This window comes from Dokdonia sp. LLG6352-1, assembly GCF_045055815.1.
Taxonomy (GTDB): Bacteria; Bacteroidota; Bacteroidia; order Flavobacteriales; family Flavobacteriaceae; genus Dokdonia; species Dokdonia donghaensis.
Genome location: NZ_CP159329.1, coordinates 2,345,472 through 2,361,405, shown reverse-complemented (window position 1 = coordinate 2,361,405; position 15,934 = coordinate 2,345,472). Strand labels below are relative to the sequence as shown.

At 37.5% G+C, this 15,934-nt stretch carries 15 protein-coding genes and 1 tRNA gene; 9 read left to right on the top strand and 7 right to left on the bottom strand.

What is annotated here, in order from left to right; genetic code table 11:
* The first annotated feature begins 186 nt into the window (after positions 1-186).
* The gene (locus tag ABVM49_RS10595; protein ID WP_405201843.1) at positions 187-909 is read left to right on the top strand and encodes a hypothetical protein; all 723 of its coding nucleotides are present in this window, start codon (positions 187-189) and stop codon (positions 907-909) included.
* A gap of 4 nt (positions 910-913) precedes the next feature.
* Complete coding sequence (locus ABVM49_RS10590) at positions 914-1,432, top strand: putative signal transducing protein (RefSeq protein WP_405201842.1); 519 nt, start codon at positions 914-916, stop codon at positions 1,430-1,432.
* Positions 1,433-1,441: 9 nt separating this feature from the next.
* On the opposite strand, the gene ABVM49_RS10585 is transcribed toward ABVM49_RS10590, so the two are convergent.
* Positions 1,442-3,061 carry an ABC-F family ATP-binding cassette domain-containing protein gene (locus ABVM49_RS10585; RefSeq protein ID WP_021778827.1) on the bottom strand — a complete coding sequence of 540 codons (1,620 nt, stop codon included), beginning with the start codon at positions 3,059-3,061 and terminating at the stop codon, positions 1,442-1,444.
* Between the two features lie 167 nt (positions 3,062-3,228).
* Here ABVM49_RS10585 and ABVM49_RS10580 point away from each other — a divergent pair, with 167 nt between their 5' ends.
* Complete coding sequence (locus tag ABVM49_RS10580; protein ID WP_405201841.1) at positions 3,229-4,641, top strand: TlpA family protein disulfide reductase; 1,413 nt, start codon at positions 3,229-3,231, stop codon at positions 4,639-4,641.
* A 74-nt stretch (positions 4,642-4,715) separates the two neighbouring features.
* Here ABVM49_RS10580 and fsa read toward each other — a convergent pair whose 3' ends face one another.
* The 4 genes from fsa to ABVM49_RS10560 all read right to left on the bottom strand — a co-directional run bounded on the left by fsa (position 4,716) and on the right by ABVM49_RS10560 (position 7,597).
* Positions 4,716-5,372, bottom strand: a complete 657-nt coding sequence (gene fsa, locus ABVM49_RS10575) for a fructose-6-phosphate aldolase (protein WP_021778825.1) — start codon at positions 5,370-5,372, stop codon at positions 4,716-4,718.
* 81 nt (positions 5,373-5,453) lie between these two features.
* A complete protein-coding gene (locus ABVM49_RS10570; RefSeq protein WP_405201840.1) occupies positions 5,454-6,257 on the bottom strand; it encodes an SDR family oxidoreductase in 804 nt (267 codons plus the stop codon).
* Positions 6,258-6,424: 167 nt separating this feature from the next.
* A complete protein-coding gene (locus ABVM49_RS10565) occupies positions 6,425-6,868 on the bottom strand; it encodes a thioredoxin family protein (RefSeq protein WP_021778823.1) in 444 nt (147 codons plus the stop codon).
* 96 nt (positions 6,869-6,964) lie between these two features.
* Positions 6,965-7,597 (bottom strand): NAD(P)H-dependent oxidoreductase, encoded by a 633-nt coding sequence (locus tag ABVM49_RS10560; RefSeq protein WP_405201839.1) that lies wholly within the window; start codon positions 7,595-7,597, stop codon positions 6,965-6,967.
* Positions 7,598-7,687: 90 nt separating this feature from the next.
* Here ABVM49_RS10560 and ABVM49_RS10555 point away from each other — a divergent pair, with 90 nt between their 5' ends.
* From ABVM49_RS10555 to ABVM49_RS10530, 6 genes are all read left to right on the top strand, one after another.
* Entirely contained in the window at positions 7,688-8,083 is a 396-nt protein-coding gene (locus ABVM49_RS10555) for an acyl-CoA thioesterase (RefSeq protein WP_021778821.1), read from the top strand.
* A complete protein-coding gene (locus ABVM49_RS10550) occupies positions 8,083-8,751 on the top strand; it encodes a vancomycin high temperature exclusion protein (RefSeq protein ID WP_405201838.1) in 669 nt (222 codons plus the stop codon). Before ABVM49_RS10555 ends, ABVM49_RS10550 begins: the two co-directional genes overlap by 1 nt.
* A gap of 56 nt (positions 8,752-8,807) precedes the next feature.
* A complete protein-coding gene (gldG, locus tag ABVM49_RS10545; RefSeq protein WP_405201837.1) occupies positions 8,808-11,237 on the top strand; it encodes a gliding motility-associated ABC transporter substrate-binding protein GldG in 2,430 nt (809 codons plus the stop codon).
* Between the two features lie 119 nt (positions 11,238-11,356).
* On the top strand, positions 11,357-12,475 hold the full coding sequence (gene dnaN, locus ABVM49_RS10540) for a DNA polymerase III subunit beta (RefSeq protein ID WP_405201836.1): 1,119 nt from the start codon (positions 11,357-11,359) through the stop codon (positions 12,473-12,475).
* Positions 12,476-12,641: 166 nt separating this feature from the next.
* The gene (locus tag ABVM49_RS10535) at positions 12,642-13,712 is read left to right on the top strand and encodes a M28 family metallopeptidase (protein WP_405201834.1); all 1,071 of its coding nucleotides are present in this window, start codon (positions 12,642-12,644) and stop codon (positions 13,710-13,712) included.
* Positions 13,713-13,831: 119 nt separating this feature from the next.
* Positions 13,832-13,907: transfer RNA gene (locus tag ABVM49_RS10530), tRNA-His, on the top strand.
* 64 nt (positions 13,908-13,971) lie between these two features.
* On the opposite strand, the gene bshB1 is transcribed toward ABVM49_RS10530, so the two are convergent.
* Both bshB1 and ABVM49_RS10520 read right to left on the bottom strand, forming a co-directional pair.
* On the bottom strand, positions 13,972-14,688 hold the full coding sequence (gene bshB1 / locus ABVM49_RS10525) for a bacillithiol biosynthesis deacetylase BshB1 (protein ID WP_021778816.1): 717 nt from the start codon (positions 14,686-14,688) through the stop codon (positions 13,972-13,974).
* Positions 14,689-14,738: 50 nt separating this feature from the next.
* Positions 14,739-15,914, bottom strand: coding sequence for a trans-sulfuration enzyme family protein (locus ABVM49_RS10520; RefSeq protein WP_405201832.1), 1,176 nt, complete (start codon positions 15,912-15,914; stop codon positions 14,739-14,741).
* Between the last annotated feature and the right edge of the window lie 20 nt (positions 15,915-15,934).

Here is a 15,934-nt window from a genome sequence, read left to right as displayed (position 1 = left end):
AAATTCTTAATAGAATTTGGGACTTTTTTTATGATATAGAATTTCGACATCTACTATTTAAATAAACACTGTGTATTGCTCTTAAAACCTTAACACATTTGTTTAATAGTTTCAATAATTTTGTGCAGTACGACCAGTGCATTGACATTGCGGCTTTTGTATTGTATATTTAGTAGAAAAAAAGAGATGCTATTAACCAGAACAAACATTCACGATAAATTATTACGTGAGCGCAGCAAGAGTGAGCAAGAGCAAGATATTCTGGCTCAAGTAGAAGCTATTTTTAAACAAGACCGCTTTCGCGAAAGCGGAATCATAAAAACCCTTAATAGCCCTTCAGGCTCAGGTTACAATGAGTTTAACATAGACTTACTAGCAACCGAAAATATCTTCCATATTAAACAAATAGAGAAGATTTGTATAGATTATAGACTTCGCTTTCTAGATACAAAGTACTTTAAAGGGAAATATCCACAGCAAGCGCTAGACAATATTAAATATCTTGAAAACACGCACAATACAGAACTAGATGGTTTTAAAATCATAGCACCGTCAAAAATGTTTGTACTAGAAAAAGCAGATGACCCTTTACTTTTTGCTCCTATGGGTAATGGATATTACTACCTCATACATAAATGGGGAAATGATCTTAACCCCTTTAGAAGACAGTGGGCTTGGTCGTTTAAATCTTTTGAAAATCTAATTGTAACCACCCTTTTAATAAGTCTAGTCGCTACTATGCTTATACCAGACGGTCTTTTTACAAAGAATCAAGATTTAAGTCAAGATGTTATGGTCTTTTTCTTTATGTTTAAGTCTATAGGAGCTATTGTATTATTTTATGCCTTTGCATTAGGTAAAAATTTCAATAAAGCGATATGGAATAGCACTTACGATAAAACAAGATAACTATATGAGTATACTATCAGATTCCCGTTATGAGAAGATCCACACTGGGTCTGCCATTGAGACAAAGCGTTTACAGATCATTCTAGAAGAAAAAGGAATCCCTAGTATACTAAGAGATGATAATGAGAGTGCAAAGCTAGCCGGCTATGCACTAGGCTCTCCAGATCAATCTAGATTACTGGTTGACAAGGAACATCTTGTAAAAGCTAAGCATATTGTAGCAGCCACACTAGAAGATTTTAAAACAAATGCCCTCACAGATGATGAGCTCAACTCACTCTCACAAGAAGAATCGCAAAGTACACCCATAAAAACAATCACTAGAAATACTACAGAAAAGAAAAAGCCAGGAGTATCTCCTGGCCGTCTTATCTTTTATGTACTCTTCTTATTATACTCCTTATGGCGCTTATCACCTTTATTAAAAGGTGAAGAGTTACCTATGCTTCGCATTATAATAAGCGGTGCGTTAAGTATATTCTGTATTTATATGCTCATCTCTTACTTCACTAATAAAAAGTAAGCGAGTAGCCTACTCGTACATCGCCATACGCTGTTCTCTGATGCTCTTATCACTCATATACTCATCAAAGTTCATAAAGCGATCTATAACTCCTTTAGGAGTAAGCTCTATTACACGGTTACCTACTGTGCTTGCAAACTCGTGATCGTGTGTTGTGAGCATTACAGTGCCCTTAAAGTTTTTAAGCGCATTATTAAAGGCTGTAATAGACTCAAGGTCTAAGTGGTTTGTAGGTTCATCAACCATTAAGATATTTGCACGCTTCATCATCATTTTTGAAATCATACAACGCACTTTTTCTCCCCCAGATAAAACATCAGATTTTTTAAGAGCTTCTTCGCCAGAAAAAATCATTTTACCTAAGAAACCTCTTAAAAAAACCTCTTCCCTCTCCTCTTCTGTTTGTGCATACTGGCGCAGCCAGTCTACAAGGTTAAGAGTCCCATCTTGAAAATATGATGAGTTATCTAGTGGCAGGTAAGATTGTGTTGTTGTTACTCCAAAATCAAAGCTACCACTATCTGCAGTTTGATTACCATTTATAATCTCGTAAAATGCTGTAGTAGCACGACTATCTCGAGAGAATAATACAGCTTTATCTCCTTTATTTAAGTTTATATCTACGCCCTTAAATAGTGTATCCCCATCTAGACTTGCAGTAAGACCAGCACAATTAAAAATCTGATCTCCAGCCTCACGATCTCTGTCAAATATAATACCCGGGTAACGACGGCTAGATGGCTTAATTTCTTCTATATTAAGTTTATCTATCATCTTTTTACGAGATGTAGCTTGCTTAGATTTTGCAACGTTTGCAGAGAATCTAGCGATAAACTCTTGTAATTCCTTTTTCTTCTCTTCGGCTTTTTTGTTTTGCTGTGCTCGTTGTCTTGCTGCTAGTTGAGATGACTCATACCAGAAGGTATAGTTACCACTATAGTGAGTGATCTTACCGTGATCTATATCTGATATGTGTGTACAAACTGCATCAAGAAAGTGACGGTCGTGAGATACCACAATCACACAATTCTCATAGTTTGCTAAGAAGTTTTCTAACCAAGCAATCGTCTCATAATCCAGGTCGTTTGTAGGCTCATCCATAATAAGTACATCTGGATTACCAAAAAGCGCCTGTGCAATTAAGACACGTACTCGCTGCTTACCATCTAGATCGGCCATAGATGTGTGGTGGAGCTCCTCTTTTATACCAAGGTTAGATAGCATTGTAGCTGCGTCACTATCTGCATTCCATCCATTCATCTCTTCAAACTGTACTTGAAGCTCTCCTATACGGTCTGCATTCTCATCAGAATAGTCTGCATATAATGCATCAATCTCAGATTTGATTTTATATAACGGCTTATTACCCATTACCACAGTCTCAAGTACCGCAAACTCATCATAAGCATAATGATTTTGCTCTAGTACAGACATACGTTTACCTGGCTCTAGATGAACGTGACCAGAGGTAGGGTCTTGCTGTCCCGTTAATATTTTAAGGAACGTTGACTTTCCTGCACCATTTGCACCTATAATACCATAGCAATTGCCATTAAGAAACGAGGTGTTTACCTCGTCAAATAAAACGCGTTTACCAAATTGAACCGAAAGATTAGAAACTGATAACATAAAATTGTCTGTTTAGAGCCTGCAAAAATACCTATAATTAAAGAAATTTTAAACATTAGAATAGTAAAATGCTTTTAACGTGGCTTTAACAACTTAAACACACCGTTAAACTTATTTTTGAGAATAATGCGCTATGCTTACCTTTAAAGCATAAATTAATACCCTATATGAAATATCACATCGCTCTTCTCTCATTACTTGTAGTATTTACAAGCAGTTGTATCTCTGAAGACAAAGACAAGGCAGACGGAACATATATAGGTGGTGAGATTATCAACCCTGTACAGAGCTATGTGCTTTTACGTAAAGGTGAGAAAGTCACAGACAGTATACCCCTAGACAGACGTAATAGATTTTTATACAAACTGGAGAATTTTGAAAGTGGCCTTTACCGCTTTGAGCACGGAGAACACCAGATTGTTCATATTGAAGAAGGAGACAGCATCCTGTTACGTGTAAACACAAAAGAGTTTGATGAGTCTTTAAGCTTCTCTGGTTATGGTTCAGAAAAGAGTTCATTCCTCATAGATATGTACCTTCACTGGGAGTCTGAAAACAAAAACTTTAAAAGAAAATATCAAAAAAATCCAGAGAATTTTCAGAAGACATTAGACTCAATGTCTATTATACATCAAGAAGAACTCAATACATTTTTGAACAATCCAGAAGCTACCTACTCTGAAGATTTTATAGATATTGCTAAGGCGGTTTCTAAAATGGACAATTTTCAGCGCAAGGAGCTTTACCCTTTTGCTCATTATGGTAAGGACAAACTGAATTTTATTGAAACGTTGCCTGGAGACTTTTACCGCTTTCGCGAAAGCGTAGATATAAATAATCCAAACCTAGATGAGTTATACGGTTTTAGAAGATATCTGGGCTCGTATATAAATCATCTAAGCTTTTTAAGGTATGGTGACTCATCAAGTTACGACCGTATGTCTTACGTACACAATCACCACCAGATTGCGGTTATAGATAGTATTGTAAGTAATGAGCCACTTAAAGAACGTTTACTCTACCAGATGGCACGTATTTTTATTGCAAACAGCAATAATTCTCAAGAAGTGGTAACCTTGTTTGATGAGATTAAAGCAGTATCTTCTTCACAAGAAACGATAGCAGATATAGATGCCCTTTATGCAAATAATAAAAGTATGGAGGCCGGTAATGTCATACCAGATGTTCTTATTGTAGACACAAACCTAGCAATGAACACGCTGTCTAGTCGCATTACAAAACCTACGGTACTATACTTCTGGTCTTATTTAAGAAAGTCACATATGAACAATTCTCATATAAAGGCTCAAGACCTTCAAAAAAAATATCCTGAGTTTAATTTTATTGCGATTAATGTCAATAAGGAACAAGACAAATGGTTACGTCATCTAGACAATAAGAATTATAATTCTCTTATGGAATATCAACTTGCAAAGCCCGTTTTAGGAAGAAAGCAACTTGTACTCAATGATATTAACAAGACAATAGTGCTAGATAGAAAAGGAGTGATTCTTAATAGCCACGCAAACATACACAGTCCAAAGTTTGAGAATGAGCTTCTTGCCTATTTAAATCAATAGACCACATATTAATCACATATAAAAAAGCCTCCCTAATTATGGAGGCTTTTATTATGCTTAATATTTGATGAAGCTTACTTGTTACCCTTCTCATAATCTGCTAGAAACTTAGCAAGACCACTATCTGTAAGTGGGTGTCTTAATAATCCCTCTATAGAAGATAAAGGACCTGTCATAACATCTGCCCCTATTTTTGCACAATCTATTACGTGCATTGTATGCCTTACTGAGGCAGCTAGAATTTGTGTGTCAAACATATAGTTATCATATATGTGACGTATCTCCGCTATAAGATTAAGTCCGTCTGTAGAGATATCATCTAGTCTCCCTATAAATGGAGATACATATGTTGCACCAGCCTTTGCAGCAAGTAATGCTTGCCCACAAGAAAATACGAGGGTACAGTTAGTACGTATCCCTTTATCTGAAAAATATTTTATAGCCTTAATACCGTCCTTGATCATAGGCACCTTTACGACAATTTGCTCGTGTAATGCAGCGAGTTCCTCCCCTTCCTTAATCATCTCGTCATAAGTAGTAGAGATTACCTCTGCACTCACATCTCCTGTAGCAATAGCACAGATATCCTTATAGTGTTGTAAGATATTCTCACGGCCTGTGATACCTTCTTTTGCCATAAGTGATGGGTTTGTAGTTACCCCGTCAAGAACACCAAGGTCTTGCGCTTCTCTAATCTGGTCTAAGTTTGCGGTGTCTATAAAAAATTTCATAGGTTTTTCTTTTGTTGATTATACACAAATGTAGCTAAAAGTGATAAGTCGTTTCCCTTACAAGGATTAATTGTTTGTTAACTACAAGCCGTAATGGTTGAGCAACAGTTTTTCATACCAAGTATCTGGCAGCATACGCTTAAGTGCTATACTAAAACGTTGCATAAAGAACCCAACTCGATAATGCACTTTTGGATTTTTTGATTCCATAACGCGCTTTATAACTTTTGCCATAATAGCGGTGTCCATTCCTTTATCTACGTGCTCATCCATAAGAGCTAGCGTGTTCTTATAATTATCTTTATAAGGTGAGTTATCTAGTACGGGGGCGTGATATCTACCCGCAGCAATATTGGTTGCAAAATCGCCTGGTGCTACGGTAGTCATCTTCACATTAAACTCTTTAAGTTCCATACGGTATGCCTCTGTAGTGATACCTAATGCACCTTTTGTAGCTGAGTAAATACCACGATACGGTAACCCCATATATCCAGCTATAGATGTAATATTTATAACCATACCAGAGCGCTGTGCTCGCATAGTAGGTAATACTGCTTTAATCACTTTTAGCGCGCCAAAGTAATTTGTTTCAAAAACACGTCTCGTCTCAGTATCTGGAGTTTCTTCAAGAGGTCCGGTTATGCCCATACCTGCATTATTTATAAGGTAGTCTATTTTACCTTCGGCTTTGAGGAGTGTGGCTACTGCTGCCGTTATGGTTTCTGGCTTTGTTACATCAAGTGCGAGCATATGCACACCATTTTCTACACTATTTTTAGGATTACGGCTTGTACCATAGACGGTGTATGAATGATTTACTAAAAACTGTGCGATGGCTTGCCCTATACCAGAAGAGGCACCGGTGATTAAAACTACTTTTGACATATGTTATTTTAGAGTGGGGCAAAGATAAGAAGATATCACCTTTACAGATACCTTCGTCTCAAATTACTAAGTAAGAGTTGATGGGGTGTTATTACGCTTTCGCGAAAGCGTAAAAAAAAGCGCCCAATTACTTGAACGCTTTTAAAATAATTTCTTTTGAACCGTTATTATAAGCGACGTGCTTTATCAAAAAACGCGTAGTACGGTGCTGTGTCTCGTAGCATACTGTATCCAGACACCTCGTCTTTTCTTCTTCCATTTGCATCTAGTAATAGTACGGTAGGAAAAGATTTGTCTCTATTATACTTGTCTTGCAGCTTCATATTTTTCTTTTTCTGCTCTGGTGTGATGATATCTTCTCTAAAAGGGATATCTATCTCGAGTAGCACAAAGTCGTCTGCCTGCTGGATAAATTTATCTGTTTCCCAAAGATCTTTTTTAAGCATTTTGCACGGGCCGCACCAGTCACTACCTGTAAAATACATTAAGATAGGCTTACCTTGACGCTGTGCTACTTTTTTTGCTTTATCAAAATCTGTGTACCATTTTGCCTGCTGCGCTTGCATAGTCGCTGCCGAAATGAGTAGTAAAAAGACGATGAGTTTTTTCATTATAGTTGTTTTAGGGCTGTTGCAAATTTAAAAACTTCTAGAAATAAACAACAATCTTGCCACAATATTGTAATTGCCTACAATTTACAAAACATACTATAATTCTAAAACTGCATTTGCAATAGGTTTTCTCACCTTCTTTAAGGAAGAAAACATATCATCTTCTGCTCTATACCCTACTGGCATAACCAGTACTGGCTGTATGCCGTGTTTATCTAGGTCAAGCGCCTTGCTGTAACCTTCTGGAGAAAAACCTTCCATAGGGCAGGCGTCTATCTCTTCTAGCGCACAAACGGTAAGTAAATTACCCATTGCGAGATATGCTTGCTTTGTCGCCCAGAGATGATTATCTGAAACACTTACGCTTTTAAAATGGTCTAATAGATAATCTTTAAAAGGTTTTAGAACCTCGTCTGGTGTGTTGCGTGTAGCCTTGACGTTATTAAAGTAATCTTCTACATAGGTGCCGTCTACGTTTTTTTCTATACAAAATACAAGTACGTGAGAAGCATCTGCCACCTGTTGCTGGTTCATTGTTACAGGTACTAAAGCCTCTTGCTGCTTTTTATCACTTATAATTACAAGTCGTACGGGCTGTAACCCAAAACTTGTGGCTGTAAGATTAAAGGCATTTTTTAAAATATCTATTTGAGCGGTAGAGAGCATACGCTTGTTATCAAACTTTTTAGTCGCATACCTCCATTTTAAAGCTTCTATTACTTGTAGCATTTGTTCTGTTTTTAGACCTTGCAAAGATACAGACACAAGGCTGCATATCTAGTATGTTATGCAGTAAGAATTACTAAGTCACATCTATCTATGCTTACAGTACAACAACGTATTAAAGAAAGTGAGACACGCATCTTTAAAGCGGTTTTCCCTAATACGACTAATCATTATGACACCCTTTTTGGAGGTACCGCATTACATATGATGGATGAGGCTGCTTTTATATGTGCAACACGTTTTAGCCGTAAGAAAGTAGTAACTATATCTACAGATAAAATAGATTTTACAAAGGCCATTCCAGAGGGCACCATTGTAGAACTTATTGCTCAGGTAGAAACTGTGGGCAATACAAGCTGTGTAGTACGCGTTGAGATTTACAAAGAAGATATGTATAGCTATGATCGCGAGCTAGCTGTTGCAGGGAAATTTACTTTTGTCGCTATAAATGATGACAAGAAACCTATTACTATTATTGATAAGGCCTAGTGAGAAAAATTATTAAGAAAATAACCATTCTACTCTTTGCTTTTTTGGCACTGCTTGCTTGTGGGATATTTATACTCTCTGGCCACGTTAAATCCAGCACTAAAAATCAAACTTACAATAACATTGCCGAGGTGCCTCAAGCTTATACAGTTATTGTTCTAGGTGCTAGTGTGAGATCTAACGGAGATCTATCTACTATGCTAGAAGATAGAGTGTCGAGCGCGCTCTCGCTCTATCGCGCAGGTAAAGTATCAAGATTTTTACTCTCTGGAGATAATGGTACAAAATCTTATAATGAGCCTAAGGCTATGCAACAGTATCTTATTAACCAAGGTGTGCCAGAAGAAGATATATTTTTAGATTATGCAGGTTTTGACACCTATGATAGTATGTATCGAGCAAGCTCTGTTTTTAATGTAAAGGAAGCTATTGTAGTAACTCAAAAATTTCACCTACCTCGAGCGCTTTTTATCGCAAATAGATTAGGTCTTGATTATTACGGTTTTATAGGAGATAGACATATCTACCAGCGTGAGAATTCTAATAAGAGCAGAGAACTTCTAGCAAATGTAAAAGCATACCTAGAGTTAGGCATAAGTAAAGAGCCTACCTATCTAGGGGCAAAAATCCCAATAGATGGGCCTCCTCAATCTACATACTCAGATTAAAATGTATTTCAAAAATTAAAAAATCTACTGTAGTTTTACTCAAAAAAAGTAACCCATTGTACGCAATATTAAAAAAGGAAATCACCACATTTTTCTCCTCACCTATAGGCTACTTAGTCGTAGGTCTATTTCTAGTAGTCACAGGATTATTCTTATGGGTTTTTGAAGGAGAGTTTAATATTCCTAACTCAGGCTTTGCAGACCTCGCTCCATTTTTTCTTATTGCCCCGTGGATGTTTACTTTCCTTATACCTGCGGTAACTATGCGCAGTTTTAGTGAAGAAAAAAAAGCAGGAACCTTAGAACTATTACTCACAAAACCCATTACTACGTTACAACTTACGCTAGGTAAATATCTGGGTGCTTACAGCCTCATACTTATTGCTATTATACCTACGTTAATGTATGTGCTCGCTATATATATGCTAGGTAACCCCGTAGGTAATCTCGACGTAGGTGTAACCATAGGGTCATATGCTGGACTTATACTACTTGCCAGTATTTATACGTCATTAGGAATATTTATATCTGCTTGTACTAGTAATCAAATTGTTGCCTTTATTGCATCAGTAGCGCTTTGTTTTTTTCTCTATTTTGGAATTGAAGGTATAGCAGCTTACAGCAGCCTAGAGGGTACTGCAACCTTCTTATCAAGCTTAAGTATTAAATCACATTATGAAAGTATAAGTAGAGGAGTCATAGACACGAGAGACCTCATATACTTTGTCAGTGTAACTGCGTTTTTTATCATACTCACGGTATGGAGATTGCAAAAAAATCAACACACTTACGTGAAAAAAATCTCTAACATAGCGCAACCGCTACTCTTGTTTATAGGGTTACTACTTATAAACTATGCAGGTTCATTTGCACATAAACGTTATGACCTAACTCAAGATGGTAGGTATACCATAAGCACGCCTACAAAGGAATTATTAGACCAAATTAAAAGCCCGCTTATCATAGATGTTTTTCTTGAAGGAGACTTTCCAACAGAATTTAAAAAGCTTCAGAACGAGACGCGCTACCTTCTTGAAGAAATGCAGGCTCACAATCCTAATATTTACTTTGAGTTTTCAAACCCTGTAGAGCCTGGCGAAACGACCGCTCAAGTAGCAGGGCAGTTTAACGAGTTTGGAATGACCACGATACCGCTTAAAGTAAAACAAGACGGCAAAGAGACTACACAAACTATTTTCCCCTGGGCTACTATTAATTTTAATGGTAAAGCCGTTCCTGTTTCTTTAGTAAAAAATGTGGTTGGGTCTTCTCCAGAACAGCTGGTTTATGCATCTATTCAAAATCTTGAGTATGCCTTTGCAGAGGGGCTTAACATCTCTTTAAATGCAAAGTCTAAACGCATAGCAGTACTACGAGATAACGGTGAGTTACCAGATGCAAAAATTGCAGATATGTTCCGTAAGCTGGGTGATACTTATAATATTGCACCCTTCCCAATGGAGGTGGCAAACCAAGACCCAGAAAAAGCACTCAAAGCCTTACAAAACACCTTTGACCTCGTAGTTATCGCAAAGCCTACAAAGGCATTTACAGAGCAACAAAAATATGTGATAGATCAATATATTATAAACGGCGGAAACAGCCTCTGGATGCTCGATGCTGTCGCAATAGAAGACGATAGTCTGCGTAATGATGCAGGTAAAACAGTTGCATTTCCTAGAGATCTCAATCTGGACGATCAACTCTTTAAGTATGGTGTACGCATTAATCCCTCACTAGTGGTAGACCTCTACTCTGCCCCACTAAGTGTAGCATCTGGAGAAGGAAGTGAGTCACAATACATACAACTACCGTGGTTATACAGACCACAGGTACCTAGCCTTAACACCCACCCTATAAATACTAATATTGAAAAACCGGTACGCTTTAACTACGCAAACCCTATAGAACTTCTTGAGTCTAATAATGAACTCTCAAAAACAGTATTATTACAATCTAGTATCTATACAAAGCTAGAAGCAACCCCTAGAGAAATTGCACTTGCACAAGTAGATATAGAACCTCAGGAGGCAGATTTTCAAGCAGGGCAACAACCACTAGCTGTTTTAGTAGAAGGTGCATTTTCTTCGGCATTTACAAATCGTGTGTTACCAGATGGAAGTGATAAAGAACGCTTTCGCGAAAGCGCAACAAACGCCTCAAAACTCATACTCATATCTGACGGTGACATTATAGCAAACGAACTAGATAGCCGCGGGCAGCCACTAGAATTAGGCTTTGACTACTACACAAGAACCAGCTATGGTAACAAAGAGTTTTTGCTTAATGCGGTTAATTACCTGCTCGATGATAATGGTCTTATTAACATAAGAAGTAAAGAAATTGCCCTTCCATTTATAGACACCCAGAAGGTTTCAAAAGAGATCACCACGTGGCAAGTCTTGACCATTGGGCTTCCGCTTGTGATACTACTTATTTTTGACGTCATATATACCGCAATAAGAAAGCGTCGTTACGCCCGCTAGATGTTGATAAGTTAATTTCTAAAGCCGTCGCATTTCAAATATATTTGTAAGTAGTGTGCAGGTAATTTATTGCATCACTTTATATTCAATTTTCTTGCATAGCAAAACCTAATAATACTATGAAATTTATAGTCTCTAGCTCTTACCTTCTCAAACAACTACAAGTGTTGGGAGGGGTGATTAATAATAGCAACACATTACCTATACTAGATAATTTTCTTTTTGAACTTGATGGTAACGCCCTTACGGTTTCGGCATCAGATTTAGAAACTACAATGACTTCAAAACTTGATGTAGAGTCTAGTGATAATGGAGCTATTGCATTACCAGCGCGTTTGTTACTAGACACGCTTAAAACATTTCCTGAGCAACCCCTAACTTTTACTCAGCACGAAAATAACACCATAGAGATAAGCTCTAACCACGGTAAGTATGCACTAGCATATGCAGATGGTGCAGAGTTTCCTAATGCCGTATCACTAGAAGATCCTAGTGTGGTAAAAATACCTGGAAGCGTGCTTGCTACGGCTATAAGCAACACCATATTTGCAACAGGTAATGACGATTTACGCCCAGTGATGAGCGGCGTTTTCTTTCAGTTTGCAACAGATGGTTTAACCTTTGTAGCAACAGATGCTCATAAGCTTGTAAAGTATGGTCGTACAGATGTTGTAGCATCACAGGCAGCAGAGTTTATTATGCCTAAAAAGCCACTTAACTTACTTAAAGGAATCCTCTCAACGTCTGACGATGATATCTCTGTAGAGTACAACGAAAGCAATGCAAAATTTACTTTTGATAATGTAGAGCTTGTATGTAGACTTATAGATGGTAAATACCCTAACTATGAGGCCGTAATACCTAAGGAGAACCCAAATAGACTTACTATAGATCGCAACCAGTTTTTAAACTCTGTGCGTCGTGTATCTATTTTCTCAAATAAAACAACACACCAGATACGTCTTAAAATTGCTGGAGCAGAACTTAACATCTCTGCCGAAGATATAGATTACAGCAACAAGGCAGAAGAGAGACTTACTTGTGATTACCAAGGTGATGATATGCAAATAGGTTTTAACTCAAGATTCTTAACAGAGATGCTTAATAATATGAACGCCAATGATGTTTCTCTAGAGATGTCACTTCCTAATAGAGCAGGTATCTTAACTCCAGTAGATGGTCTTGATGAAGGTGAGCAAGTAACAATGCTTGTAATGCCAGTAATGCTTAACAACTAAGAGACTTACATCTTATAAAGTAATACCATAATGCCACTCTTAACTAGAGTGGCATTTTTTATGCAGTTTCTGTACGCTTTCGCGAAAGCGTACTAACAGCATTTACAGCACTCCTCTATTTTATTCGGTTGAATTCTGTACTTTTAGCAATCTTAAAATAAAATGAATGAAAAAATATTTTGCGCTTTTAGGACTAAGCCTTGTTGCACTATCTTGTAATGAATCAAAAAAAGTAGTTACTCCAGCACAACCAGAAGGTCCTGTTATTATAGATGTTACTGCACTTGAAAGTAATGATGTAGATGTACGTAAATACACAAACACCATCACCGAAGGAGAACTCAAAGAAATGCTCTACGTGTATGCCAGTGATGAATTTGAAGGGCGTAACACAGGAGACCCAGGTCAAAAAAAGGCAGCAGCATACCTTGTAAACTATTATAAAGAACTAGACGTACAACCAGGTAATAATGGTGATTACTATCAAATCGTTCCAAATACATTTTTTAGAAAAGGAAGCGGACTTAATGATTCTGAAAATGTTCTTGCTTTTATAAAAGGGTCAGAAAAGCCAGAAGAGGTTCTTGTACTCTCTGCACACCTTGATCACGTAGGTATGGACGCAAAAGGAAATGTATATAACGGTGCAGACGATGATGGTTCTGGAACAGTAGCTTTACTTGAGATTGCAGAGGCTTTTAAACAAGCTGTTAAAGATGGTAAGGGACCTAAACGCTCTATCCTATTTTTACACGTTACAGGTGAAGAGAAAGGTCTTTATGGATCAAAATATTATTCAGAAAATCCAGTATACCCACTTGCAAATACCATTGCAGATCTTAACATTGATATGATAGGTCGCAATGATGACGCGCACAAAGAAGATAACAACTATGTGTACCTCATAGGCTCTGATAAGCTTAGTACAGATTTACACAATATCTCATCTGCAGTAAATGCAAAGTACTTTGACATCAACCTTGACTACCGTTATAATGTAGAAAATGAGCCTAACAGATTTTACTACCGCTCAGACCACTATAACTTTGCAAAGCACAATGTGCCAGTAATCTTCTACTTTAATGGAACGCACGATGATTATCATAAAATAAGTGATACTCCAGATAAGATTAACTATCCTTTACTTGAGAAGCGCACAAAGCTCGTTTTTGCAACTGCGTGGGAACTTGCAAACAGAAAGGAAAAACCGGTAGTAGATAAAGCCGAAAAAGAGTAAAACAGAAACAACTCATTATCAGAATTATAAAAAAATGGAGCAAAAAAATGCTCCATTTTTTTTTGATAAAAGGTTGTACATCTATTAATATTAATTATCTTTGCACTCGCAATTAAAATGGTGGTTGTAGCTCAGCTGGTTAGAGCGCTGGTTTGTGGTACCAGAGGTCGCCGGTTCGAAACCGGTCTTCCACCCTTAAAAAAAGCTATCCTTCTGGATAGCTTTTTTGTTTTTATATGCTTTTGCGTGTTGTGAGTCCTTATATCAAGTCAAATAAGCTATCTACAGCGGCATATCGCTCTACAGTAAAACCTTCACCATACTCTGTACCTATAAGTCTACCTAGGTCTCTTGCTCTATAGTTTATGCTATCTTTAAAAGTCTTACTAGATATAGGCGTATCTCCTTCCTTATTATTTGGATCGTGAAACTGTGATGTGTAAGCAAACACAGCCTCACATTTTTTATCTATAAAGCCACTTACATCAACTACCACATCTGGCTCTATATTTTGCCACTGTATATAGTGATACACAGTTTTGGGACGCCATTTTTCTTGAGGCTTTCCTTCTACTATAGTTTCTATTTTTTTAAGACCGCTTAAAAAGCAAGCATCACTGGCTAGTTTACTCCCTTTACCGTGATCTATATGCCTATCTGTAATAGCATTACAGAGTACCATTTCTGGTTGATATTTACGTATGATTTCTATGATTTTGAGTTGGCTCTCTCTATCATTTACAAAGAATCCATCTGCAAGCGCGATATTTTCTCGTACGCTCACGCCTAAAATCTTTGCTGCATTTGCTGCCTCTACATCACGTATCTCTGCAGATCCTCTTGTTCCTAACTCTCCCCTTGTAAGATCAAGAATACCTACTTTCTTTCCATTTGCTATTTCCTTTGCTATCGTTGCACCACAGCCCAACTCTACGTCGTCTGGATGTGCTCCTATAGCTAGTATGTCTAATTTCATAAAATATATTGTTATAATGCCTGTAATGGCATTTTATAAGTCGTACAATTCTAGTCTGCTACTATTGTTACTTTTTTAAGTACAACTTCAAGCGCTTGATCAATATCTGCCATAAGATCTTTTTTCTCTTCTATACCTACAGAAAAGCGTATCAAGCCATCTGCAATGCCTTGTTTTGCTCGCTCTTCTTCTCCTAGTAAAAAGTGAGAGGTTTGAGCTGGGCAAAGCATTGTACTCTCTACACCTGCAAGACTCATAGAAGGTTTTATGAGTTTAAGCGCTTTTTGAAACTCCTCTGCATCAATGTGTGGTGCTAACTCGAAGGACATCATACCACCAAAACCGCTCATTTGCTTTTTTGCAAGAGCATAGTCAGGATGCGACTTGAGACCTGGATAATACACCTTATCTATTTCCTCCTTTTTATCGAGCCATTTGGCAAGCTTCTTTGCATTTCTATTTTGAGCTTTAACACGTAGCGCCATAGTCTTGATACTACGCTCAAGCATCCAGACCATAAGATCACTTAAGCTTCCTCCTAGATTTTTACCTAGATTCCAGATACGGTCTATATGCTCTTGACTTGCTGCAACGGCTCCTGCACAGATATCACTATGACCACCCATATATTTTGTTGCCGAGTGTATCATTATATCTATGCCAAAATCTTTTGGATTTTGATTAACAGGTGATGCAAAGGTGTTATCTATCATCGTTACAATGCCGTGCTTTTTGGCTAGCGCAGAGACCATTTTCATATCTGTGACTTTCATAAGCGGGTTAGACGGGGTCTCTATGTAGATAACTTTGGTTTGTGGGGTTATCGCTTTCGCGAAAGCGGCCTCACTAAGATCTTCTGTAAACGTATAGGTGATACCATATTTATCAAACTCCTCTACCACAAGGTTATAAGTCCCTCCGTATAAAGTTTCTTGTAATACAATGTGATCGCCATTTCTCAAAAAGGCAAGCAAGGTTGTGCTCACTGCAGCCATACCACTGCCAAAAATCATTCCCGCCTCAGTTTTTTCTAAAGCTGCAATTTTTTTGCTTAGACCTTCTTGGTTAGGTGTATTAAAATAACGTGGGTAGCGCTTTACATCTACATCCATAAAGGCATATGAAGATGACATAAATATAGGAGAAACAGCTCCTTGAAACTGCTCGTCTTTTACTTCTCCCGTGTGAGTACAAATGGTATTGATACCCTGGTTTGACTTTGACATAACTTTACTTTTTTTAATAT